Raw genomic sequence first — 22,953 nt, 5'->3', positions numbered from 1 at the left:
CGATGAACGTGCTCCTCATCGCGCTCCTGGCCGTGCCCCTGCTCGGCGCCGCCGCCACCCTGGCGCCGCTCGGCGAGCGGGCCGCGCTGCGGCTCGGCGTCGGCGTCACCGGCGCGGTGCTGCTCGGCTCGATCGGGCTGGCCGCCGCCTTCGACCACGACCGCCCGGCGCGGATCCAGGGCGTCACCGACGTGGCCTGGATCCCGGCCATCGGCGTCCGCTTCCACCTCGGGGTGGACGGCATCTCGCTGCCGCTGGTGGTGCTGACGGCGCTGCTCACCTTCCTGTGCGCCGTCTACTCCACCAAGCGCCTGCCGGACGGCCCCGGCGCCCGCGCCTTCACCGGGCTGGTGCTGCTGCTGGAGACCGGCATGCTCGCCACCTTCCTGGTGCTCGACCTGGTGCTGTTCTTCCTGGCCTTCGAGATCGTGCTGATTCCGATGTACTTCCTGATCGCCCGCTGGGGCAGCGGCCGGCGGGTCCCGGCGGCCAACCGCTTCATCCTCTACACCCTGCTCGGTTCCGCCGTGATGCTGCTCGGCTTCCTGCTGATCGGCCATCAGGCGGGCACCTTCGACATGACCGAGCTGGCGCAGCGTCACGGCTCCGGCCTGAGCCACGGGACCCAGGTGACCGCCGCCCTGGCGATCATGATCGGCCTCGCCGTGAAGGCCCCGGCCTTCCCGCTGCACAGCTGGCTGCCGGACGCGCACACCGCCGCGCCCACGGCCGGTTCGGTGCTGCTGGCCGGCGTGATGCTCAAGATGGGCACCTACGGCCTGGTCCGGGTGCTGCTCCCGGTGGTCCCGGACGGCACCGTCACGCTGGCCCCGTACCTCGGGGCGCTGGCCGCCGTCGGCATCGTCTACGGCTCGCTGGCCTGCCTGGCGCTGGCCCGGCCCGGCGCCAAGGGCGACCTCAAGCGGCTGATCGCGTACTCCTCGGTCGGCCACATGGGCTTCGTGCTGCTCGGCATCGCCTCCCTCACCCCGAGCGGGGTGAACGGCGCGCTGTTCGCCAACATCGCCCACGGTCTGATCACCGGCCTGCTGTTCTTCCTGGTCGGCGCCGTCAAGGACCGCTACGGCACCGCCGACCTGGACACCCTCGCCGGCGCGACGGGCGGCGCGCTCTACGGCCGGGCGCCGCGGATCGGCGGGCTGCTCGCCTTCGCCGCCGTGGCCAGCCTCGGCCTGCCCGGCCTGGCCGGCTTCTGGGGCGAACTGCTCGCCATGTACGGCGCCTTCGACCCGGCCGCCGGGCTCTCCCGCCCCGCCTTCCTCACCTACCTGGTGCTGGCCGGGCTCGGCACCCTGCTGACCGCGGCCTACCTGCTGGTCGTGGTCAAGCGGGTCTGCATGGGCGACCCGAAGCAGGACGGGCCGGAGCTCGCGGACATCAAGGCCTACGAGGCCGTCAGCTGGACCCCGCTGGCCGCCCTCACCCTGCTGGCCGGGCTCTGGCCCGCACTGCTCCTCGGGCTCTCCGACCCGGCCGTCAAGCACCTGCTCGGGGGTGGCTGACCCGTGCTCACCTTCCTCCCCACCTCCCCGGGACGGACCGTCATGACTCCTCTCGCCGCCGCCGACCCGGGCTCGCTGATCCAGTCCGTCGACTGGGTGGCGATCGCCCCGCCGCTGATCGCCGCGCTGGGGGCGCTGGTGGTGCTGGTGGCGGACCTGTTTTTGAAAGAGCACAGTTTGAAGGGGAGTCAGAAGCGGCTGCTCTCCTGGCTGGCGGGCGGGTCCCTGGTGCTCGCGCTGGCCGCGCTGCTGCCGCTCGCGCTCGGCGACCCGCGCTCGACCTTCTGCATCACCGGCTCCGGCTGCTCCTACGTGGCCGACGACTTCGCGCTGGTCTTCCAGCTGCTGGCGCTGGCCGGCGCGCTGCTGGTCACCCTGCTCTCCGTACACACCGTCAGTTCCGAGCAGCTGCCCGACGGCGAGTACTGGTTCCTGCTGCTGAGCAGCGCCGCCGGCGCCGCCCTGCTGCCCGCCGCCCGGGACCTGGCCACCCTGGTGGTCGCCCTGGAGGTCGTCACCCTGCCGTCCTTCGCGCTGGTCGCGCTGCGCCGGGACGGGCGGGGCGCCGAGGCCGCGATGAAGTTCTTCCTCTCCTCCGTCACGGCCACCGCCGTGATGCTGCTCGGCGTCGGCTTCGTCTACGCCGCCTCCGGCAGCCTCCACTTCTCCGCCGTGGCCGAGGGCCTGACGCAGGCTCCGGCACAGCTGCGCCACCTGGCCGAGGCGGGTGCGGTGCTCACCCTGGTCGGCTTCGCCTTCAAGACCGCCGCCGTCCCCTTCCACTTCTGGGTGCCGGACACCTACGTCGGCTCCCCGGTGCCCGTCGCGGCCTACCTCTCGGTGGTCGGCAAGGCGGCCGGTCTGGCCGGTCTGGCCCTGGTCACCACGCTGGCCTTCCGTCCGTACGGGCACACCTGGGGCCTGGTGCTCGCGGTGCTGGCCGCCGTCACCATGACCGCCGGCAACGTCGCGGCGCTGCGCCAGCGCGGCGCGGACCGGGACGGGGCGGTCCGGCTGCTCGCCTGGTCCTCCGTCAGCCAGGCCGGCTACCTGCTGGTGCCGCTGGCCGCCGCCGGGTACGCCGGGACGGCCGAGCCGGTCGGGGCGACCGCCGCGTACGCGCTGGTCTACGGGGCCGTGAACCTCGGTGCCTTCGCGGTGGTCGCGGTCTGCGGCGGCGGTGCGCTGGACTCCTACCGGGGCCTGTTCGCCCGCAACCGCTGGTCCGCGCTGGCGCTGGCCTTCTTCCTGCTCTGCCTGGCCGGCCTGCCGCCGGGCGTGGTCGGCCTGTTCGGCAAGGTGGTGGTCTTCCGGGCGGCGGTGGACGCGGGCCTGGGCTGGCTGGCCGTGGTGATGGCGGCCAACGTGGTGATCGCCCTCTACTACTACCTCACCTGGACCGCGAAGCTCTTCGCCCCGGGCGAGGGGACGGTCCGTCAGGTCCCGGGCCCGCTCAAGGCCGGCATCGCCCTGACGGCCGCAGTGGCCGGCGTGCTGTCGGTGGCCCCGCAGCTCGTCCTCCAGGTGGTCTCCGGCTCGCTGTTCTGACGTACCGGAACTGCTCAGGGAACGAAGGGCCCGTGCGGGCACGTTGATCTCGTAGTAGGGATGAGGTCAGAAGGGCTTCCCACCGCACCACCTGGAGGGCCTGCGTGCACCGGCACAACGGGTTGAGGACGGCCGCGCTGCTCGGCGGGTTGTCGGCGCTGATCCTGGTGATCGGCAGCTTCTTCGGCCGGGCGGGCTTCGTCCTCGCGCTGCTGGTCGCCCTCGGCACCAACGCCTACGCGTACTGGAACAGCGACAAGCTCGCGCTGCGCGCCATGCGGGCCCGCCCGGTCAGCGAGATCGAGGCGCCGCAGCTCTACCGGATCGTCCGCGAGCTCTCCACCTCCGCCCGCCAGCCGATGCCCCGGCTCTACATCTCGCCCACCGACGCGCCGAACGCCTTCGCCACCGGCCGCGACCCGCGGCACGCCGCCGTCTGCTGCACCGAGGGCATCCTGCGGCTGCTGGACGAGCGCGAGCTGCGCGGGGTGCTCGGCCACGAGCTCAGCCACGTCCACAACCGGGACATCCTGATCTCCTCGGTGGCCGGCGCGCTGGCCTCGGTGGTGATGTTCCTGGTCAACTTCGCCTGGCTGATCCCGTTCGGCCGCAGCGAGGACGACGACGGCCCGGGCCTGTTCGGGATGCTGGCCATGATGGTCCTCGGCCCGCTGGCCGCCTCCCTGATCCAACTGGCCGTCAGCCGCTCCCGGGAGTACCAGGCCGACGCCGACGGAGCCAGGATCACCGGGGACCCGCTGGCCCTGGCCAGCGCGCTGCGCAAGCTGGAGGGCGGCACCCAGCGCCTGCCGCTGCCGCCCGAGCCCGGGCTGAAGACCGCCAGCCACATGATGATCGCCAGCCCGTTCCGCACCGGCGAGGCAGGCACCCGGCTGTTCGCCACCCACCCGCCGATGGCCGAGCGGATCTCCCGGCTGGAGCGGATGGCCGGAGAGCGGCTGGCATGACAATCTGATCACCGCCCTCAATCCAGCGACCGCAGGAGCACATCCGCATGAGCAGCGCAGCACACTACGACGTCGTCGTCCTCGGTGCCGGGCCCGGTGGCTACACCGCGGCCGTCCGCTCAGCCCAACTGGGCCTGCGCACGGCCGTGATCGAGTCCAAGTACTGGGGCGGCGTCTGTCTGAACGTCGGCTGCATCCCGTCCAAGGCGCTGCTGCGCAACGCCGAGCTGGCGCACATCTTCACCAAGGAGGCCAAGACCTTCGGCATCAAGGTCGAGGGCTCGGTCAGCTTCGACTACACCGAGGCGTTCAAGCGCAGCCGCACGGTCGCCGACGGCCGGGTCAAGGGCGTCCACTACCTGATGAAGAAGAACGGGATCACGGAGTACGACGGCCGTGGCACCTTCGTCGACGACCACACCCTCCAGGTCGAGCTGAACGGCGGCGGCTTCGAGCTGGTCACCTTCGACCACTGCGTCATCGCCACCGGCGCCTCCACCCGCCTGCTGCCCGGCACCAGCCTGAGCGACCGGGTGGTGACGTACGAGGAGCAGATCCTCACCGACCAGCTGCCCGGCAGCATCATCATCGCGGGCGCCGGCGCGATCGGCGTCGAGTTCGCCTACGTGCTGCACAACTACGGCGTGCAGGTCACCATCGTCGAGTTCCTCGACCGGATGGTGCCGCTGGAGGACGCCGAGGTCTCGGCCGAGCTGGCGAAGCAGTACAAGAAGCTGGGCATCCAGGTGCTCACCTCCACCCGGGTCGAGTCGATCGACGACAGCGACCCGGCGGCCAAGGTGAAGGTCACCGTCACCAAGGACGGCGTGCAGCAGGTGCTGGAGGCCGACAAGGTGCTCCAGGCGATCGGCTTCGCGCCGCGCACCCAGGGCTACGGCCTGGAGAACGCCGGGGTCAAGCTCACCGACCGCGGCGCCATCGCGATCGACGGCCGGGGCCGCACCAGCGTGGACCACATCTTCGCGATCGGCGACGTGACCGCGAAGCTGATGCTGGCTCACGCCGCCGAGGCGATGGCGATCATCGCGGCCGAGACCATCGGCGACGCGGAGACCATGGAGGTGGACTTCGCGATGATCCCGCGCGCCACCTACTGCCAGCCGCAGATCGCCAGCTTCGGCTACACCGAGGCCCAGGCCCGCGAGCTCGGCTACGCGGTGAAGGTCTCCAAGTTCCCGTTCACCGCCAACGGCAAGGCGCACGGGCTGGGCCACCCGGTCGGCTTCGTCAAGGTGATCAGCGACGAGACCCACGGCGAGCTGCTCGGCGCCCACATGATCGGCCCCGAGGTCACCGAGCTGCTGCCCGAGCTGACGCTGGCCCAGCAGTGGGACCTCACCGTGCACGAGGTGGCCCGCAACGTGCACGCCCACCCGACCCTCGGCGAGGCCGTCAAGGAGGCCGTGCACGGCCTGGCCGGCCACATGATCAACATGTGACCGGCCGTGGTCCGGGCCCTCTGGGGGCCTGCCGGGCGTCAGTCGCGGTAGGTGCAGAGGGCCCAGACCACGAAGGCGTCGATCGCGATGGCGATCAGCGACCAGAGCGGGTAGTAGGGCAGGAAGAGGAAGTTCAGCACCAGGTGCAGCGAGACCAGGGCGATGCCGACCACCCTCGCCCAGGCCGCGCCGGTGAGCATCCCGAAGCCGACCAGGGCGAGCACCGCGCCGAGCAGCAGGTGGATCCAGCCCCAGGACGTCAGGCTGAACGAGAAGGTGTAGTTCGGCGTGGTCAGGTAGACGTCGTCCTTGGCGAGCGCCACCACGCCCTGGAGGATCCCGATCACCCCGCTGACCGCCATCATCACGCCGGCGAACAGCACCAGGCCGGTGACCGCCCCGGAGTTGGACCGGCGCGCACCGCCCCGGGACGGTACGGGGCCTGACGGGTCGTAGAGCGGGCCGGACGCCTGGGCCATGGCTGCCTCCTGGGAGCGAACTGACGGAGTGCCAGTTTTGTCCCAGTATGTGAGGGTGGTCAGTATCCGGCATCCCGGGCCGGGCGGCAGATGGACGGCCTCCCGGTGGCGGGGGACGATGGAAGCGGCGAGAGGGGTTCGGTATGCGCCGTCACCGATTTCACCGCGACCAGGGCGGGCACTCCGTCACCGTCTTCCTCCGGCAGGGCCTGCACGCCGAGGCCGAGCTGCTGGTCGACGGCAAGGAGGTCGGCAGCCTCCGGCTGACCGGCAAGGGGCCGTGGACCCTGGAGGACACCCTGCCCGAGGACCCGCCGGTGCCGTTCACCGTCCGGATCGGCCCGAGCGACCCGCCGGTCTGCGTGCTGGAGATCGCCGGTGCCGCGCACCCGATGCCGGCGGTGTCGTCCGGCTGATGTCAGCGGGCTGAGAGCTCGGCCGCGCTCGGCGGGTTGGCGCCCGCCCGGGAGACGGTGAGGGCGGCGGCCCGGCCCGCGTGCCGCAGCAGCCGGATCAGCTCCCGCTGGTCGAGCACCGCCAGCGTCGGCCGGGCCGCCGCACCCAGCAGCCCCCGGGAGGCCAGCCGGTCCAGCGCCGCCGCCGTGAACGCGTCCCCCGCCCCGACCGTGTCCACCACCTCGGCCGGGGCGGCGGCCTGCTCGGCCTCGGCGTACCGGGTGTACGCGGCGGAGCCGGCGGCGCCCCGGGTCACCAGCACCACGGCCGGGCCGAGGGCCAGCCAGTGCTCGGCCACCTCCCGCTCCGTCCGGCCCGGGTACAGCCAGGCCAGGTCCTCGTCGCTGGCCTTCACCAGGTCGGCCACCGCGACGCAGCGCTCCACCCGCGGCAGCGCGATGTCCGGGGTGCCGAGCAGGGCGGGGCGGACGTTGGGGTCGTAGCTGACGCTCGCTCCGGCGGCGCGCATCCGCTCCGCGAGGGCCAGCACCGCGGCGGCGCCGGGCGCCAGCACGGCGGACACCGAGCCCAGGTGCAGATGGTCGGCGGGCGCCGCCTCCGTGTCCGCGAGGGTCCAGCGCACGTCCAGGTCGTAGGACGGCTGCCCGTCCGGCCCCAGCGTCACCACGGCGGTGGGGGTCGCCACCCCGGTCTGACCGTCCGTCAGCAGCTCCACCCCGGCGCCGCGCAGGTGAGCCGCGATCAGCTCCCCGACCGGGTCGGCCCCCAACTGCGTCAGCAGCGCGGCCCGCCGCCCCAGCCTGGCCAGCCCGTACGCGACGTTCGCCGGACTCCCCCCGGCATGCACCACGTCCTCCCGCCCGGCCACCCGCACGATGTCCGCCACGCTCTCCCCGACCACCACGAACGCACTCACGCCATGCCCTCCACCCACCAACGACGACCGGCCCACCGTACCGACGTGCCGCGGACGTGCGCCCGGGGGCGCTAGTTCGGAAGACGGCTCACCTGAAACTGAGGGCACGTCAGCCAGTTGCACGTGCTGCCGTTCCCCCGCGCGCAGTTCCTCGCGCCCCCGGCCTCACCAACCTGAGCCCCTGGGCGTGACCGTTCGGGGCCGTTATGTTGGTCGCTCCTGGGGCGGGAGGGGCGTGGGTGGTGAGCATCGAGGAGGAGGCGGCCCGGCGGTACGGGGCGGCCGGGGCGGCGGAGGGGGCCGGGCTCGCGGCCGTGCTGGCGGGGTACCGGCGGGCGTACCCGGGGGAGGGGGCGGCCGGGGTGGTGGCGGCGCTGGTGCACGGGCACCGGGAGGTGCTGGCCGCGCGGGAGCGGTTGGTGCGGCTGGCGGCCGGGGCGGGCCCGGAGGGGGAGCTGCGGGCGGGGGCGGAGGCGGCGGGGTTCGATCCGGCGGTGTCCTTCCAGGCGTGGCTGGCCGGCCGGGCGGCGGCGGCCCCGGGCGAGGCGGGGGCGGAGCGGCTGCGGGAGCGGCTGGGCCGGGTGCCGGGCCGGTTCGCGGTGGTGGCTCCGGACGGCCCGCCGGGAGGCTGGCTGATCCTGGGTCAGGGGGCGGAGGAGCGGGCCGTGACCGCACTGCTCGGCGGCGGCTGCGTGGCCGTCGGCCTGGAGCGGATCGGCCCGGAGGCGGCCCGCCGCTCGGTGCGGGACGCCCGGGCCGCGCACCGGCTGGCGGCGGGTCGCCCGGGCGTGTGGCGGTACGCGGAGCTGTGGCCGCTGGCGGTGACGGCCGCCGCCGTGGACCGGCTGGATCCGCTGCTGGCCCCGGCGGTGGCGGCCGCCCGCACGTACCCGTACCTGGCCGAGGCGGTCCGGGCCTTCGCCGACCACGGCTTCGACCCGCCGAGGGCGGCTCGCGCCCTGCGGCTGCCGACGGAGGAGCTGGAGCAGCAGCTGCTGCGCTGGCGGCAGTTGACCGGTGCGGACGTCCGGACCCTGCCGGGCCTGACGGCCTCCCGCACCGCCGTCGAGCTGGCCGCGGCCGAGCCGTCCGCCCGTCCGCCGGGGGAGTGGTGAGGGGGACCCCAGCCGCCGCCGCCGAGGAGTCGGGCCGCATGATGGGCGGGTGACCCGGCCGGCTGCCGGGCGTTCACCGAGCCGTCGTGGGGCGGTCCGTGCAGCTGTTGCCCATTCGTGACAAGGACTGGGTCACCTGACGCAACCTTCACCCCCCGTGTGGACGTATACAGAGACCGTAGGCGATGTGGGGAGTACACGGATGAGGCGGGCAGACAGGGCCCTGGTTGCGGGCGTGGTCGGCGGCGTGCTGATGCTGACGGCGGCGTGCAGCGGCAGTACCGGCGGCGGCAGTGGCAGTGGTGGCAGCGGTGGTGAAGGTGGCGGGAAGCCGTCGTCGGAGGCGCCGAAGACCTCGGCGGCCGTGGTGAGCGTGGAGCCGGCGGACGGGACCAAGGAGGTCAAGCCGTCCGGCGTGCTGAAGGTGGCGGTGGCGGGCGGCAAGCTGACCACCGTCAAGGTGACCGGCAAGGACGGCGCCGAGGTGCCGGGCGAGCTGACCGCGGACGGTCTGGGCTGGGCGCCGAAGAACAACCTGGAGGTCTCCACCGACTACCAGGTGGACGCCCAGGCGGTGGACGACAAGGGCGTGGCGGCCAGTAAGAAGAGCACCTTCACCACGCTGACCCCGAAGAAGGGCGCGGGCCCGCGGGACAACGTCGCGGACAACCAGACCTACGGCGTCGGCATGATCGTCTCGCTCACCTTCACCACCCCGGTGAAGGACAAGGAGGCGGTGGAGAAGGCGGTCAGCTTCCAGACCGCCGACAACGCCGTGGTGAAGCCGCACTGGTTCGGCACCCAGCGGGTGGACTTCCGCCCGGAGAAGTACTGGAAGTCGAACAGCAAGGTGACGGTCAAGTACGACCTCAAGAGCGTGGAGACCTCGCCCGGGGTCTACGGCGAGGTCAACAGCACCCAGACCTTCAACATCGGCCGCTCCCGGGTCAGCGTCGCGGACGCGACCTCGAAGCAGATGGTGGTGACGGAGGAGGGCAAGGCGCCGTTCACCGTGCCGATCAGCGCGGGGGCCAGCGAGCCGGCCTCCCAGAACACCTTCAACGGGACCATGGTGGTGATGGCCAAGGAGGGCACCACCACCATGGACTCCAGCACGGTGCCCAACCACGAGGGCCCGGCCTACAAGGTCGAGATGCCGCACGCCCTGCGGCTCACCCCGACCGGCACCTACGTGCACGGCAAGAACGTGGCCCGGTCGGTCTTCGGCAGCCAGAACACCAGCCACGGCTGCATCGGCTTGTACGACACGGCCGGCGACGGCTCGGCGGACACCCCGGCCGGCAGCTTCTACGACGCCTCGATCGTCGGCGACGTGGTGACGGTGAAGAACTCCGTGGGCAAGCAGGTGGACGCGTCCAACGGCATGAGCGGCTGGAACATCGACTGGAGCAAGTGGTGATGACGGCGCGTCAGCGCTGACTCGGGAGGGGGTGCCCATCGGGTTTGCCGGGCACCCCCCATCGAAGGGACGAACGGCCACGGGTCGAGCGTGGACCGTACATTTGTGGAAGTAGAAAACCCACAGGAAATGGAGACGCAGTACCACGCTTTCCATTTCGGTGCGGACTCCCCGTCCCTCGGAGTCTCCGAGAAAGCGAGAATCGACGATGCCCAGCACCAGAGAACGCTCTTCCGCCGTCACGATCCGAAGGCGCATCCGCGCCGAAATCCTGCCCGTCAGCATGGAGGGCCGCCTCTCGCTGCTGCTCAGGGTGAGCGTGGCCCTGGTGTTCATCTGGTTCGGCCTGCCGAAGTTCTGGCCCGGGCTCAGTCCGGCCGAGCCGCTGGCGGTCCGCACCACCGAGGCGCTGACCTTCGGCGTGCTGCACGGGCACCTCGCCTGCGTGCTGATCGCGGTCTTCGAGGTCGGCTTCGGCCTGGTCTTACTGAGCGGCCGGATCCCCCGGCTCACCTACCTGGCGTTCCTCGGCCACATGGCCGGGACGACCGCCCCGCTGATCCTGTTCCCCGAGGTCACCTGGGTGATGCCGATGGTCGGCACGCTGGAGGGCCAGTACATCCTGAAGAACCTGGTGCTGATCGCGGCGGTCACCTCGGCCCTGGTGCTGACCCGTCAGGACCGGCGTCAGCGCCGGCAGCTCCAGCAGCAGATCGAGGAGCTGGAGCACGTCCGGCCGGCCGCCGTGACGGCCTGACCGACCCTCGCCCCACCGAGCTGAACGGATTCCCCCGGCCGGGGGACGGCGATGACGCCGTCCTCCGGTTCTTGCTTTTCCGGGGGAATTCCAGAATTCGGATCACCGGATTCTCCGAGATCCCCCATCGGCGGCCCCGGGGAACAATGCCGGGAATTCGGCCGTACGTTTGTGTCATCGAAACCGGCACCCTCACCAAGGACGGAAATCGTGACCACTGACGCCACTGCCACCGAGCCCCTCTCCATCGCCGTCGTCGGTTCCGGTCCGCGCGGCCTCTCCGTACTGGAGCGCCTGGCCGCCCGGCTGAACGACGGTGAGCTGAGCGGCCGTCAGGTCCGCATCCACGTCATCGACGCGGTGGAGATCGGCTCCGGCCGGGTGTGGCGCACGGACCAGGACGACTGGTTCACGATGAACACGGTGGTCGGCCAGGTGACGATGTACTCGGGTGACCCGGACGGCGGCCCGGCCCGCCCCGGTGCCGGCCCCTCGCTGGGCCAGTGGATCGCCGAGCGGGCCGTCACCCACGGCGAGCCGCTGCTGGGCCCGGACGACTACGCCTCCCGGCAGCGCTACGGCCAGTACCAGCAGGCCGTCTACCGGAGCATCCTGGCCAGCCTGCCGGAGCGGGTCGAGGTGGTCGAGCTGAACGGCCGGGTGGAGCACATCGTGCCGCGCGGCGCCGGCGGCCACGTGCTCCGGGTCGACCTGGCGCCGTACCACGTGCCCTACCTGATCGAGGCAGACAAGGTGCTGCTGGCCACCGGCCACCCGACCAACCAGCCGGACGAGTTCGAGCGGCGGATGCTCGCCTTCACCGAGCGCCACCCGGGCACCGCCTACCTGTGCGGGGACTCCGCCGCCGACATGAAGCTGGACAAGGACACCATCGCCCCCGGCTCCACCGTCGCGATCCGCGGTCTCGGGCTCTCCTTCTACGACGTGATGCTCAGTCTGACCATCGGCCGTGGCGGGCTGTTCGAGCGGGACGGCGAGGCGCTGCGCTACCTGCCCAGCGGCCTGGAGCCGAAGATCGTCACCGGCTCGCGCAGCGGCCTGCCGATCCCGGCCCGCGGCCGCAACCAGAAGGACCCCGACCACACCCACACCCCGGTCTTCCTCACCAAGCAGGCGGTGGCCGAGGCCCGGGCCCGCCGGCTGGCCGAGACCGGCAGCGGCCAGCTGGTCTTCAACGAGGACGTGCTGCCGCTGCTGATGCGGGAGGTGGACCACGTCCACCAGGAGGCGCACCGCCGCACCGGCGCCACCACCCCGGCCGAGCCGATCGACCTGCAGGCGCTGGCCCGCCCGTTCCAGGGCGAACTCTTCGCCGACAGCCGGGAGTTCGAGGCCCGCCTGCTGGAGGTGATGCGGGCCGACCTGGCCGCCGCAGAGCAGGGCAACGCCGAGGGCCCGCTGAAGGCCGCGCTGGACGTGCTGCGCGACATCCGCAACGTGGTGCGCGAGGCGGTCGACTTCGGCGGCCTGCGCCCGGACAGCTACGCCCGCGAGTTCCAGCGCGACTTCCTGCCCGTCAACTCGCTGCTCTCGGCCGGTCCGCCGATCGCCCGGGTCGAGCAGCTGGTCGCCCTGATCGAGGCCGGGGTGGTCGAGGTGGCCGGCCCCGCAACCGACTTCGCCGCCGACGAGCAGAGCGGCACCTTCCGGATCTCCTCCCCGCAGGTGAACGGCTCCGAGCGGACCGCCACCGCCCTGATCGACGCCCGCATCCCCACCCCCGACCTCTACCGCGACACCTCCCCGCTGACCCGCTCCCTGCTGGCCGACGGCACCATCGGCGAGTACCAGCACGTCGACGAGACGACCGGCGGGATCGTCTACACCGGCGGTCTGAACGTCACCCCGGCCCCGTTCCGCCTGATCGCCGCCGACGGCACCGTCCACCCCGACCTGTACGCGCTGGGCATCCCGACCGAGCACACCCGCTGGTTCACCCAGGTCGGCAGCGGCAAGCCGGGCCTCAACACCCTCTTCCGCCAGGACGCCGACGCCATCGCCTCCGACATGCTGCGCACCGCGGCCCGTACCGAGCTCCGGTCCCTCACCTCGGCGGCGGCCCGCTGATCCACCCGCACCACCGCCCAACTGCCCTTCAACGGAAAGGGAAGCGGCCCCTCCGGTCAACTCTGACGAAGTGTCGGAATTCGACTGGAGGGGCCGTGGCGCGTCGGTCGAGAGTGTCCCGCGTCGTGAGGTCCACCCGATCGAAGGGACGCGTATCCATGAGATCCACCCTCGCCACCGGCCTGCGCCGGAGCACCGTGCTCGCCGTGGCGGCCGTGCTGTCCGCCGGTACCCTGGCCACCGGCGTCGCCACCGCCGCCGAGGACACCGCGGACTCGGCCGCCAGCCGGTTCGCCCTGCAGGAGAGCTGGGCCGAGTACGAGGACGGCGGGGCCAACCTGCTGCTCGCCTGGAACGAGAAGACCGTCCAGGCCACCATCGCCCAGGTGGACCTGAACGGCGCCCCCAACGTCCTTCCCACGGTCGCCGCCCGCTACCACGCGATCGTCTCCACCTGTGCCTACGACGCCTGGGCCGCGTACGACGCCCGGGCGATCGGCACCCGCCTCGGCGGCCAGCTGCGCCAGGTCTGGTGGAAGCGGAGCTACGCCAACCGCAAGGCCGCCGTCGCCTACGCCGCGCACCGCGCGCTGAAGGACCTGTTCCCGCAGCAGACCGCGAGCTTCGACGCGCTGCTCCAGCAGCAGGGCTACGACCCGGCCAACGCCGAGGTCAACACCTCCACCCCGGCCGGCATCGCGCACACCGCCTGCGACGCGGTGCTGAACTACCGCCACGACGACGGGGCCAACCAGCTCGGCACCCCCGCCTACTCCGACCCGGGCACCTCCGGCTACACCCCGCTCAACCCGGCGCAGGACCTCAACGCCTTCGACAAGTCGAAGGTGATCGCCCCGGACCGCTGGAGCCCGCTGATCGTCAACGGCGTGACCCAGAAGTTCGCCGGTCTCCAGTTCGCGACCACCAAGCCGTACGCGCTGCGCTCCAACAGCCAGTTCCGGCCGATCGCCCCGCCGGCCTACGGCACCCCGCAGGCCACCGCCGCGGTCGAGGAGCTGCGCCAGATCAGCGCCGGTCTGACGGACCGCCAGAAGGCGATAGCCGAGTTCTGGATCGAGCCCAAGGAGGGCCCGACCGGTCACCAGAACCGCCAGGCCCAGTGGGTCGCCCGCCGCGACTTCCACACCCTGAGCCAGGACGTGAAGATGTTCTTCGGGCTCAACCTGGCGATGGGCGACAGCGGCAACGCGGCCTGGGAGTCGAAGAAGTACTTCGACTACGCCCGCCCGCTCACCATGATGCGCTACGCCTACGACGGCCGGCAGATCCAGTCCTTCGGCGGTCCCGGCCAGGGCACCGTCGCCATGGACGGCAAGGACTGGAAGTCCTACCTGCCGACCCCGGCCTTCACCTCGTACATCTCCGGCCACTCGGTCTGGGGCGCCACCTGGGGCGAGTACATGAAGCTGTGGACCGGCAGCGACACCTACGGCGAGAGCGCCGTGGTCAAGGCCGGCAGCCTGAAGTACGACACCAACGCCCCGGCCGCGGACGTCACGCTGAAGTGGGACACCTTCAGCCAGGCGGCCGACGAGGACGGCATGTCCCGCCTCTACGGCGGTGTGCACTGGCGCTTCGACAAGGAGCAGGGCGCGCTGCTCGGCCGGAACGTGGCGAACAACGCGTACAACGTCGCCCGCCAGTACTTCGCCGGGACCACCCCGAACGTCGGCTAGCGGATCAGGGCGCGCCTGCCCGTAATGTCCTGAATGTCTCCATATGATCGGACCGCCGTCCGCACGGTGCGGGCGGCGGTCCGAGGGAGTTCCGATGGACGATTACCCGCTGCTCAACCTCTTCTGGACGATGCTCTGGCTGTTCCTCTGGGTGCTCTGGTTCTTCCTGCTGTTCAAGGTGATCGGGGACATTTTCCGCGACCACACCATGGGCGGCTGGGGCAAGGCCGGGTGGCTGATCTTCGTGATCCTGCTGCCCTACCTCGGGGTGCTGGTCTACCTGGTCGCCCGAGGCCGCTCGATGGGCGAACGGGACCGCGAACAGGTGCAGCGCAGCGAGGCCGCCTTCCGGGCCTACGTCCAGGAGGCCGCCGGCGGACAGCCGACGGGGGGTCAGAAGCCCACCCAGGCCGACGAGTTGGCGAAGCTGGCGGAGCTGCGGAGCGGCGGCACGCTGACCGAGGAGGAGTTCCAGCAGGCCAAGGCGAAGCTGTTGGCCTGAACCGGAACCGATCCCGCCCGGGGCCTTCCTCGACGATCTCCGAACTGGCATGCTGGCCGCGCCTGATTTGGACATGTCGAGGGGGGTTCCGTGTCTCGTGTCTGGAGTGCGGGCCTGGCTGCGGCCAGCGCCCTGTTGTTGGTACCCGGTGTGGCCGTCGCCGCGCCGTCCGCCGGAGGAGCTCCGGCCAAGGTGGACCCGGTGTCCTGGACACCGTGCAATCCCGATCCGAGCAAGCCGGACCCGGGCATCTACGACTGCGCCACCTACCCGGTGCCGCTGGACTACGCCAAGCCGAACGGCGAGAAGATCGGCATCGCCATGCTGCGCCGCCGGGCCTCCGACCCGGCCAACCGAATAGGTTCGCTCTTCCTCAACCCCGGCGGCCCCGGCGGCAGCGGCTACCTCTGGGCCACCACCAGCCGCTTCTCCAAGAAGGTCCAGGACCGCTTCGACCTGGTCGGCTTCGACCCGCGCGGCGTGGCCCGCAGCAACCCGCTGCGATGCTTCACCACCGGCGAGGAGGCCGACGCGGTCTTCGCGAAGGCCACCGGCGTCCCGGTCACCGCGACCGAGGTCCGCGACACCATGGCCGCCAACCGCGCCTACTCGGCCGCCTGCGGCAAGAACGCCGGCCCGCTGATCAAGCACATGTCGACCATGAACGTGGTGCGCGACCTGGACCGGATGCGGCAGGCCGTCGGCGACGCCCAGCTCACCTTCGCGGGCTTCTCCTACGGCACCCTGATCGGCTCCACCTACGCCAACATGTACCCGTCCAAGGTCCGCGCCGTGATCGTCGACGGCAACGTCGACCCGCAGCTGCGCCTGGCCGACGGCCTGGAGTACGACCGCGAGCGCGCCGACGGCTTCGAGATCTCGCTGGACGCCTTCCTCAAGCGCTGCAGCGCGGCCGCGGCCCCGCGCTGCGCCTTCGGCGTGGGCGACACCCGGGCCCGCTTCGACGCCATCCGGGACCACCTGCGCACCAACCCGGTGACCCTGCCCGACGGCTCCGTCGTCACCCTCTCCACCTTCACCAGCCAGGTCGCCAACGCGCTGTACGCGCAGACCAGGCTGGCCCCGCTGGCCAAGTCCATCCAGGACCTGGACACCGTGATCAACGCCCAGGGCGCCCGCTCCCTGACGGGCGGTCAGCCGCTGATCGGCGCCGCCGCGCAGCTGGCCAAGCTCGCCCCGGCCGCCCTCCGGGAGGCCCCGGCCGAGACCCCGTACACCGCGGACGACTCCTACTACGGCGTCAACTGCCAGGACAAGCCGTACCCGCCGGTCCCGCAGCTCTTCCCGCTGCTGGCCCGCGCCTGGGAGCTCGAGTCCCCGACCTTCGGCCGCTACCAGGCCTTCGACGCGCCCCCGTGCGCGACCTGGCCGGCCCCGGCGCTCACCTCCGAGCGCTACACCGGCCCGTGGAACAAGAAGACCGCCAACCCGGTGATGGTCATCGGCAACCTCTACGACCCGGCCACCCAGTACAAGTTCGCCCAGCGCATGCAGCGCGAGCTCGGCAGCGCCGTCCTGGTCACCGTCGACTCCATCGAGCACTGCGCGGTCGGCCGCAGCGCCGCCCTGAACACCCTGGTCACCGACTACCTGGTCGACCGCACCCCGCCCGCCCCGGGCCAGACCCTCAAGCCGGACCTGGACCCCTTCCCGGCCGTCTGACCCGACGTCACCACCCCACGGCGTGCCCGTCCCCCCTCACCGGGGGGCGGGCACGCTCATTCGTCACCCCGCTCATTCATTGACGAGGACCGGCAGCGAGAGCACCGCGGTGACCGGGGTCGAGGTGAGCTTCTCGGCCGGGATCGAGAAGTCGATGCCGGACTCGGCGGCGCGGGGGCCGAGGTGGGCGCCCTCGGACTCCTCCTCCTGGTAGCGGAAGGTGCCGGTGCCGGCCAACTGCCCCTGCTGGTCGTAGAAGGCGGCCCGCAGCTCCAGGGCCAGCACGTCGCTGACGTCCGAGGTGATGGTCAGGTGGCCGCCGACGGCGGAGCCCTTGTCGAGGGTCAGCCGGGTCAGCGAGACCCGGTCGGTGAACGGGCCCTGCTCCAGCCGGACCTCGCCGGGGCGGACCGCACCGGCCAGCGCGGCGGTGGGGGAGGGGATCTCCTTGGGCGCCGGCAGCGAGACCTGGCTCGGAGCGGGCGGCGCCGCGGCCTCCTGCGGCCCCGTCGTGGCGGAGGTGCAGCCGGTGAGCAGGGCCAGGGCGAGGAGGGGGAGGACGAGGGCACGGCGGTTCACGGGCACGGCGGGGCTCCTGGGGGCGGGAGTACGGCCGGGGGCCGGGAGGGGGCGTGCGCCCTCCCGGCCCCCGGTGTCGGACGGGTCGTCAGCCGTCCTGACGGGGTGTCGGCGCGGGTCAGCGCGGCGAGCGGTTGAAGAGCGAGCGGTACATCTTGCCGTACAGCTCGGTGTTGTCCTGGCTGGCGGCGTAGCGCTGCGAGCCCGGGCCGAAGGCGAACAGCGGCACGTCGGCGCCGGTGTGGTTGCCGGACAGGTAGGTCAGCCAGAGGCTGGCCTCGGGGCTGCCGTCCGCCACGCCCGCGGCGTCGTCCGGGGTGCGGAAGGTGGCCGGGGCGAAGTTCTTCGGGTCCTTGGAGCCGGCGCCGTTCACGATGCCGGTGGACCGGGTCGCGTCCTTGGTGTTGCCACCGGTGCGCGAGGGGGAGCTGTTGTTGGCGGTGTTGCCCGCGTCCACGTTCACCGGCGGGGCGGCGGCCTCCGCGTTGGTGAAGGTGCCCTTCTCGATGATGTTGAAGCCGGCGCACTCGTGGTCGGCGGTGACGATCACCAGGGTGTGGCCGTCGCGCTTGGCGAACTCCACGGCCTTGGCCACGGCGTCGTCGAAGGCCTTGATCTCGCCCAGGGTCTGGGCGGCGTCGTTGGCGTGCGAGCGCTTGTCGATCTGGGCGCCCTCGACCTGGAGGAAGAAGCCCTTGCGGTTGCGCTTGCCGAGCAGGTCGATCGCCTTGGTGGTGAGGTCCGCCAGGGCCGGCTCGGCCTTCTCCGGGGCACCGGCCGGCAGCGCGGACTTGGCCGCCTCCACCGTCAGGTTGCCGCGGTTGAACAGGCCGACGACCTTGCCGCTGCGCACCGCGTCCAGGTCGGCCTTGGTGGCGACCTTCTGGCTGGCGGCGGTCTGGGCGGGCAGCGCGGGGTCGCCGAAGCTGCCGAGCACCTGGTACCCGCGGTCCTTCAGCGCCTTCTGGTCGTCCGGCTCGAAGCGGGCCAGGCCGCCGCCGAGGATGACGTCCGCCGTGCCGTTGCGGGCGATCTGCTCGGCCACCGGGGTGATCAGGGTGGCGTCCGAGGGCTTGGCCTCGTAGCTGCCGTCGGCGTTCTTCGGCAGGCAGGCCGCGTCCGAGTAGACCGGTCCCTGGCAGCCGCGCAGCAGCACGTGGCTGAACTGGCCGGCCGGGGTGGCGTCGGTGATCTCGGCGGTCGAGACGTTGCCGGTCGAGAAGCCGGCCGCCTTGGCCTGCTCCATCAGCGTCACGACGCGCTTCTCGTACGAGTCCACGCCGAGCGCCGCGTTGTAGGTCTTCACGCCGGAGGACCAGGCGGTGGCGGAGGACGCCGAGTCGGTCACCAGGGCGGGCTTGTTGCTGCCCTTCTCGACCGCGAAGGTGGCGACCTGGCCGACGACCGGCAAGCGCTCCATGTTCAGGCGGCCCGCGGCACCGTAGAACCGGTCGCGGCCGGCCGTCACGTGGGTGCGGCCCATGCCGTCGCCCACCATGTAGATGACGTTGCGGATGTCGTTGCCGCCGCCGTACCAGCCGTCGTGACCCTGGTCGTTGCGGTACTGCTCGGACGGCTCCGCGTTGGCGGTGACCACCGCGCCGCCCACCAGGGCGCTCGCGGTCACGAGCACCAACGCGGCCTTGAAGGCCTTGCGCTGCATAGGGGTTCGTCTCCTCGACAGGTTCGGCGCACCCGGCCGGCTAGCCACCCGTGCGCGCACCCGGGACAGCGCCGGGCGGTGTGACCGTAGCGACGGCGCGTGAACGCGCCACCCGTCATGGGTGTCCGTTGTCCGAACAACTTCCCCTCCACCTCCCGCGATGGGGCACGATCGGGCACGGAGCTCAACGACCGAGGGGGATTTCGTGGAGAACTGGCTCGCCGCGCTGGACGCGGTACGGACCGCGGCGGGGCTGCGCACCGTGACCGAACTGCTGGCGCCGGGGAACGGGAACGTGGTCCACGACCCGTTCTCGGTGCTGATCTCCCGTCGGGTGACGCTCGGTCAGGACAACGTCTTCTACCCGGGCGTGACGGTGGAGTGCGACGGGCTCAGTAGCTGCTCGATCGGCTCCGGCAACGTCCTGCGCCCGGGCACCGCCGTGCTCGCCGAGGCGGGCGGCCGGGTCCGGATCGGCGACGGGAACCTGATCGGCGACGGCGGCGCCCGGATCAAGGCCAACCGGGCCGACGCGGTCGTCGCCGTCGGCGACCGGACCAGGCTGCTCAACGGCCCCGAGATCGTGGGCCGTTCGGCGATCGGCGACGGCTGCCAGGTGATCGGCGCCCTCACCGCCCAGTCCGTCCGGCTGGCGGGCGGCGGCGACCACACCCACCCCGATCCGGACGGGCGCGGCGCGGTGCTCAAGGGGAACGGCCTGGCCCGGGGGCTGGAGTTGGCGGCCGGCGAGGTGGTCAACGGCAGCGGCGACTTCGCCACCGCCCCGGTCGAGCGCCAGCGCGCCTACCACCCCGGGGCGCCCCGGCTCTGACGGGCCGTGACGCGGGTCACAACCGGAGGCTGTCACACCTCGCCGGTCCGTTCCGTCGAAGGGATGACAACGCGGTACGAGCACCGAAACAGGGAGCACACCATGGAGATCCGCCTCAACCCCTACACCAACCCGGTCCTCGGCAAGGTCTTCAAGCACATCATCGCGGCCGGCAAGGTCCTGGAGGACTCGGGCCTCCCCGCCACCACCCAGGAGCTGGTCAAGCTCCGCGCCAGCCAGATCAACGGCTGCGGCTTCTGCACCGACATGCACTTCAAGGACGCCGTCCACCACGGCGAGAACCCCGAGCGGCTCAACCTGGTCGCCGCCTGGCGCGAGGCCACCGTCTTCACCGAGGCCGAGCGCGCCGCCATCGAACTCACCGAAGAGGCCACCCGGATCGCCGACGCGGCCGGCGGCGTCAGCGACGAGGTCTGGCAGCGCGCCGCCCGGCACTTCGACGAGGACCAGCTCGGCGCCCTGATCGGGGCCATCGCCCTGATCAACGCCTTCAACCGCGCCAACGTCATCCTGCGGACCCCGGCCGGCGACTACCGTCCGGGCCAGTTCGCCTGACGCCACGTCACCGGCCGGGGAGAACGTCCTAGGCGGTGAACACGCCGATGGCGTGGCCGTCGTGGTCGATGACCGGCCAGGAGTCGAGGCCGCGCGAGCGCATGGCGGTGACCGCGGTGCCCACGGGCATGTCGGCGGTGGCGAACGGACCCCGGTCGTGGACGATGTCGCGGACCGGGGTCCGTTCGGTGTACCAGGAGCGGGCCTGGAACGGTGCCAGGTGCAGGCGGGTCAGCAGGCCGGCACAGTGACCGTCCTCGTCGCGGACCAGCAGGTGGTCGGCGCCGGAGCTGAGCAGGATGTCCATGGCCTTGTCGGCGGTGGCGTCGTCGCTGATCTGCAGCCCGGGGTGCTGCATGAGGTCCCCGACCGTGGTGTCGGCGGTCGGGCGTTCCAGGGTGATGCTCACGGGCGGCTCCTTCGGGTACGGGTGGGTGCGCGGTGAGGCGGGACGCCCGATCGGCTACGCGGCGAGGGCGACACGGCGGGGCGCTCCCCGGCGGCTGCCGCCGGTCCGCGCGCCGCGGCCCGTACCGGGGCGGCCGCGGCGGCCCCCGTCGGTGGAGCGGCCGCGGCGCTCGACGGCCGGCGCGGCGATGACGGTGGGGATGCCGGTCGGGACGCGGGCGCCGGTGATGCGGGCCAGCTCCTCGTCGGTGGAGTGCAGCCGGGTGGACTCGGGGGTGATGGCGGCGGTGCTCATCATCCGGGCCATCTGGCGGCGCTGGTTGGGCAGCACCAGGGTGACCACGGTGCCGGACTCGCCCGCGCGCGCGGTGCGGCCGGCCCGGTGGAGGTAGTCCTTGTGGTCGCTCGGCGGGTCGAGGTTGACGACCAGGTCGAGGCCGTCGACGTGGATGCCCCGGGCGGCGACGTTGGTGGCGATCAGCGCGGTCACCGCGCCGGTGCGGAACTGCTCCAGGGTGCGGGTGCGCTCCGGCTGGGACTTGCCGCCGTGCAGGGCCGCGGCCTTCACCCCGTTGGCGAGCAGGTCCCGCACCAGGCGGTCCGCGCCGTGCTTGGTGTCGGTGAACATGATCACCCCGCCCTCGCGGGAGGCGATGTGGGCGATGGTGGCGTCCTTGTCGCTGCTCTGCACGTGCAGCACGTGGTGCTCCATGGTGCTGACCGCCCCGGCGGAGGGGTCGACCGAGTGGGTGACCGGGTCCTTGAGGAAGGTGCGCACCAGCCGGTCGACGTTGCGGTCCAGGGTGGCGGAGAACAGCATCGTCTGGCCGCCCTCGGCGACCTGCTGGAGCAGTTCGGTGACCTGCGGCAGGAAGCCCATGTCGGCCATCTGGTCGGCCTCGTCGAGGACGGTCACGCCGACGCCGTCGAGCTGGCAGTCGCCGCGCTGGATCAGGTCCTTGAGGCGTCCGGGGGTGGCCACCACGACCTCCGCCCCGCGGTTCAGCGCCTGTGCCTGACGTCCGATGGACACCCCGCCGACCACGGTCGCCATCTTCAGGCGGACGGCGTGGGCGTAGGGGGTGAGGGCCTCGGTGACCTGCTGCGCGAGCTCGCGGGTGGGGACCAGGACCAGGGCCAGCGGGCGGCGGGGCTCGGCCTTGCGGCCGGCGGTGCGGGCCAGCACGGCGAGGCCGAAGGCGATGGTCTTGCCGGAGCCGGTGCGGCCCCGGCCCAGCACGTCGCGGCCGGCCAGCGAGTTGGGCAGCGTGGCGGCCTGGATCGGGAACGGCGTGGTGACGCCCTGGCGGGTCAGCACCGACAGCAGTGCCTTCGGCATGTCCAGCTCGTCGAAGGACTCGACGGCCGGCAGCGCCGGGGTGGTGCTGACCGGCATCGCGAACTCGCCCTGCGGGCCGGAGCCCTGACGGCTACTCCGGCCGGAGGAGCGCTGGCCACCGGAGGGCCGGTCGCCGTAGAAGGAGCTGCCGCCGGAGCGCGACCCGGAGCGCGCTCCGGAGCCGGCCTCGCCGGAGCGGGAGCGGGAGGAGCGGGAGTTGGCGTTCTGGTAGGAGGAGCGACTGGAGCGGTTCATCGGAAACCTTCCTGGCCGGCACGTCGCGAGGTAGCTCCGTAGCGCGAGGCGCCGGCAGGAGGCCGCAAGGGACGGGCCGAAAGTATGGAACGGGCGGGGCGTGGACGGTGAAACCGTGCGGCACGTCACCTCAGGTCTGCCCGGCCGCCGGTGGCGGGAGGGCGGATCCTCGCACCGTGAGATCTCACGGCAGGGCGCCGATCCGGACGCGGCGCAGGGCGCCTCGCGTGGGGATGGCTGCCGGTGGCGGAGCCAAGGGGCCTGAACGGCCGGTGGTGGAGCGCGGTGGTGCAATGCCGAAGGGCCCGCACCGAGCGTGTTGCGCGGTGCGGGCCCCTCGCTGTCGGGCGGGTGCCGCGACAGAGAACTACAGCGGGCGAATGTTCTCGGCCTGCGGGCCCTTCTGGCCCTGCGTGACGTCGAACTCGACCTTCTGGCCCTCGAGCAGCTCACGGAAGCCGTTGGCGTTGATGTTCGAGTAGTGGGCGAACACGTCCGGGCCGCCACCCTCCTGCTCGATGAAGCCGAAGCCCTTTTCCGCGTTGAACCACTTCACAGTGCCATTAGCCATAAAAAATCTCCTTCAAGGGGCTGTCCGAAACCCACACAGCGTGCGTTTCGAGTCGCCGCGATGAGCACCCACCCGGGGAAGAGCCGGGAAACAAAAATGCGCCTGCGATACATCAGCAGGCGCACACAACGTTCATGGGAACCACTACTGCAACTAA

At 72.0% G+C, this 22,953-nt stretch carries 21 protein-coding genes; 14 read left to right on the top strand and 7 right to left on the bottom strand.

Annotated features, from left to right (window positions below):
* Positions 1–2: 2 nt before the first annotated feature.
* From ACZ6ZR_RS15035 to lpdA, 4 genes are all read left to right on the top strand, one after another.
* Positions 3–1,523 (top strand): complex I subunit 4 family protein, encoded by a 1,521-nt coding sequence (locus ACZ6ZR_RS15035; RefSeq protein ID WP_465642532.1) that lies wholly within the window; start codon positions 3–5, stop codon positions 1,521–1,523.
* Positions 1,524–1,565: 42 nt separating this feature from the next.
* Complete coding sequence (locus ACZ6ZR_RS15030; RefSeq protein WP_465642531.1) at positions 1,566–3,071, top strand: NADH-quinone oxidoreductase subunit N; 1,506 nt, start codon at positions 1,566–1,568, stop codon at positions 3,069–3,071.
* A 104-nt stretch (positions 3,072–3,175) separates the two neighbouring features.
* On the top strand, positions 3,176–4,039 hold the full coding sequence (htpX, locus tag ACZ6ZR_RS15025) for a zinc metalloprotease HtpX (RefSeq protein WP_465642530.1): 864 nt from the start codon (positions 3,176–3,178) through the stop codon (positions 4,037–4,039).
* Positions 4,040–4,086: 47 nt separating this feature from the next.
* The gene (gene lpdA / locus ACZ6ZR_RS15020; protein WP_465642529.1) at positions 4,087–5,499 is read left to right on the top strand and encodes a dihydrolipoyl dehydrogenase; all 1,413 of its coding nucleotides are present in this window, start codon (positions 4,087–4,089) and stop codon (positions 5,497–5,499) included.
* Between the two features lie 38 nt (positions 5,500–5,537).
* Here the strand turns inward: lpdA and ACZ6ZR_RS15015 are convergent, their stop codons facing one another.
* Positions 5,538–5,978: a DUF7144 family membrane protein gene (locus ACZ6ZR_RS15015; protein WP_465642528.1), complete on the bottom strand. Its 441-nt coding sequence runs from the start codon at positions 5,976–5,978 to the stop codon at positions 5,538–5,540.
* Positions 5,979–6,121: 143 nt separating this feature from the next.
* Here ACZ6ZR_RS15015 and ACZ6ZR_RS15010 point away from each other — a divergent pair, with 143 nt between their 5' ends.
* A complete protein-coding gene (locus tag ACZ6ZR_RS15010; RefSeq protein ID WP_465642527.1) occupies positions 6,122–6,394 on the top strand; it encodes a hypothetical protein in 273 nt (90 codons plus the stop codon).
* A gap of 2 nt (positions 6,395–6,396) precedes the next feature.
* Here ACZ6ZR_RS15010 and ACZ6ZR_RS15005 read toward each other — a convergent pair whose 3' ends face one another.
* Positions 6,397–7,311, bottom strand: coding sequence for a carbohydrate kinase family protein (locus ACZ6ZR_RS15005; RefSeq protein WP_465642526.1), 915 nt, complete (start codon positions 7,309–7,311; stop codon positions 6,397–6,399).
* A gap of 242 nt (positions 7,312–7,553) precedes the next feature.
* On the opposite strand from ACZ6ZR_RS15005, the gene ACZ6ZR_RS15000 reads away from it, so the two are divergent.
* The 7 genes from ACZ6ZR_RS15000 (at position 7,554) to ACZ6ZR_RS14970 (ending at position 16,573) form a co-directional block, all read left to right on the top strand.
* Complete coding sequence (locus ACZ6ZR_RS15000) at positions 7,554–8,426, top strand: hypothetical protein (RefSeq protein WP_465642525.1); 873 nt, start codon at positions 7,554–7,556, stop codon at positions 8,424–8,426.
* 202 nt (positions 8,427–8,628) lie between these two features.
* Complete coding sequence (locus tag ACZ6ZR_RS14995) at positions 8,629–9,846, top strand: L,D-transpeptidase (protein WP_465642524.1); 1,218 nt, start codon at positions 8,629–8,631, stop codon at positions 9,844–9,846.
* 208 nt (positions 9,847–10,054) lie between these two features.
* Positions 10,055–10,603, top strand: a complete 549-nt coding sequence (locus ACZ6ZR_RS14990; RefSeq protein WP_465642523.1) for a DoxX family membrane protein — start codon at positions 10,055–10,057, stop codon at positions 10,601–10,603.
* 210 nt (positions 10,604–10,813) lie between these two features.
* A complete protein-coding gene (locus ACZ6ZR_RS14985) occupies positions 10,814–12,691 on the top strand; it encodes an FAD/NAD(P)-binding protein (RefSeq protein WP_465642522.1) in 1,878 nt (625 codons plus the stop codon).
* A 158-nt stretch (positions 12,692–12,849) separates the two neighbouring features.
* Positions 12,850–14,388, top strand: a complete 1,539-nt coding sequence (locus tag ACZ6ZR_RS14980; RefSeq protein WP_465642521.1) for a vanadium-dependent haloperoxidase — start codon at positions 12,850–12,852, stop codon at positions 14,386–14,388.
* 94 nt (positions 14,389–14,482) lie between these two features.
* Complete coding sequence (locus ACZ6ZR_RS14975; RefSeq protein WP_465642520.1) at positions 14,483–14,890, top strand: SHOCT domain-containing protein; 408 nt, start codon at positions 14,483–14,485, stop codon at positions 14,888–14,890.
* Between the two features lie 201 nt (positions 14,891–15,091).
* Entirely contained in the window at positions 15,092–16,573 is a 1,482-nt protein-coding gene (locus ACZ6ZR_RS14970) for an alpha/beta hydrolase (protein ID WP_465642519.1), read from the top strand.
* Between the two features lie 72 nt (positions 16,574–16,645).
* Here the strand turns inward: ACZ6ZR_RS14970 and ACZ6ZR_RS14965 are convergent, their stop codons facing one another.
* The gene (locus ACZ6ZR_RS14965) at positions 16,646–17,158 is read right to left on the bottom strand and encodes a hypothetical protein (protein WP_465642518.1); all 513 of its coding nucleotides are present in this window, start codon (positions 17,156–17,158) and stop codon (positions 16,646–16,648) included.
* A gap of 112 nt (positions 17,159–17,270) precedes the next feature.
* Positions 17,271–18,815 carry an alkaline phosphatase gene (locus tag ACZ6ZR_RS14960; protein ID WP_465642517.1) on the bottom strand — a complete coding sequence of 515 codons (1,545 nt, stop codon included), beginning with the start codon at positions 18,813–18,815 and terminating at the stop codon, positions 17,271–17,273.
* A gap of 205 nt (positions 18,816–19,020) precedes the next feature.
* Between ACZ6ZR_RS14960 and ACZ6ZR_RS14955 the strand changes: the two genes are divergently transcribed.
* Complete coding sequence (locus ACZ6ZR_RS14955) at positions 19,021–19,647, top strand: LbetaH domain-containing protein (RefSeq protein WP_465642516.1); 627 nt, start codon at positions 19,021–19,023, stop codon at positions 19,645–19,647.
* 102 nt (positions 19,648–19,749) lie between these two features.
* Positions 19,750–20,223, top strand: coding sequence for a carboxymuconolactone decarboxylase family protein (locus tag ACZ6ZR_RS14950; RefSeq protein WP_465642515.1), 474 nt, complete (start codon positions 19,750–19,752; stop codon positions 20,221–20,223).
* A gap of 28 nt (positions 20,224–20,251) precedes the next feature.
* Here the strand turns inward: ACZ6ZR_RS14950 and ACZ6ZR_RS14945 are convergent, their stop codons facing one another.
* The 3 genes from ACZ6ZR_RS14945 to ACZ6ZR_RS14935 all read right to left on the bottom strand — a co-directional run bounded on the left by ACZ6ZR_RS14945 (position 20,252) and on the right by ACZ6ZR_RS14935 (position 22,796).
* Complete coding sequence (locus tag ACZ6ZR_RS14945; RefSeq protein ID WP_465642514.1) at positions 20,252–20,632, bottom strand: CBS domain-containing protein; 381 nt, start codon at positions 20,630–20,632, stop codon at positions 20,252–20,254.
* 54 nt (positions 20,633–20,686) lie between these two features.
* On the bottom strand, positions 20,687–22,225 hold the full coding sequence (locus ACZ6ZR_RS14940; protein ID WP_465642513.1) for a DEAD/DEAH box helicase: 1,539 nt from the start codon (positions 22,223–22,225) through the stop codon (positions 20,687–20,689).
* Between the two features lie 367 nt (positions 22,226–22,592).
* Positions 22,593–22,796, bottom strand: a complete 204-nt coding sequence (locus tag ACZ6ZR_RS14935) for a cold-shock protein (RefSeq protein WP_030918248.1) — start codon at positions 22,794–22,796, stop codon at positions 22,593–22,595.
* Positions 22,797–22,953 lie beyond the last annotated feature (157 nt).

The sequence above is a fragment of the Kitasatospora sp. NPDC088742 genome (assembly GCF_055584905.1).
Note: the sequence above shows the minus strand (reverse complement) of the source record. Positions and strands in the feature narration are given on the sequence as shown.

Excerpts from the sequence above, each read along its gene's own strand:
- ACZ6ZR_RS15030 (WP_465642531.1), top strand. The coding sequence starts at position 1,566 with ATGACTCCTCTCGCCGCCGCCGACCCGGGCTCGCTGATCCAGTCCGTC.
- ACZ6ZR_RS14980 (WP_465642521.1), top strand. The coding sequence starts at position 12,850 with ATGAGATCCACCCTCGCCACCGGCCTGCGCCGGAGCACCGTGCTCGCC.
- ACZ6ZR_RS14940 (WP_465642513.1), bottom strand. The coding sequence starts at position 22,225 with ATGAACCGCTCCAGTCGCTCCTCCTACCAGAACGCCAACTCCCGCTCC.
- ACZ6ZR_RS14935 (WP_030918248.1), bottom strand. The coding sequence starts at position 22,796 with ATGGCTAATGGCACTGTGAAGTGGTTCAACGCGGAAAAGGGCTTCGGC.
- ACZ6ZR_RS15015 (WP_465642528.1), bottom strand. The coding sequence starts at position 5,978 with ATGGCCCAGGCGTCCGGCCCGCTCTACGACCCGTCAGGCCCCGTACCG.
- ACZ6ZR_RS14995 (WP_465642524.1), top strand. The coding sequence starts at position 8,629 with ATGAGGCGGGCAGACAGGGCCCTGGTTGCGGGCGTGGTCGGCGGCGTG.
- ACZ6ZR_RS15035 (WP_465642532.1), top strand. The coding sequence starts at position 3 with ATGAACGTGCTCCTCATCGCGCTCCTGGCCGTGCCCCTGCTCGGCGCC.
- ACZ6ZR_RS14990 (WP_465642523.1), top strand. The coding sequence starts at position 10,055 with ATGCCCAGCACCAGAGAACGCTCTTCCGCCGTCACGATCCGAAGGCGC.
- ACZ6ZR_RS14975 (WP_465642520.1), top strand. The coding sequence starts at position 14,483 with ATGGACGATTACCCGCTGCTCAACCTCTTCTGGACGATGCTCTGGCTG.
- ACZ6ZR_RS15010 (WP_465642527.1), top strand. The coding sequence starts at position 6,122 with ATGCGCCGTCACCGATTTCACCGCGACCAGGGCGGGCACTCCGTCACC.
- ACZ6ZR_RS14950 (WP_465642515.1), top strand. The coding sequence starts at position 19,750 with ATGGAGATCCGCCTCAACCCCTACACCAACCCGGTCCTCGGCAAGGTC.
- ACZ6ZR_RS14960 (WP_465642517.1), bottom strand. The coding sequence starts at position 18,815 with ATGCAGCGCAAGGCCTTCAAGGCCGCGTTGGTGCTCGTGACCGCGAGC.
- lpdA (WP_465642529.1), top strand. The coding sequence starts at position 4,087 with ATGAGCAGCGCAGCACACTACGACGTCGTCGTCCTCGGTGCCGGGCCC.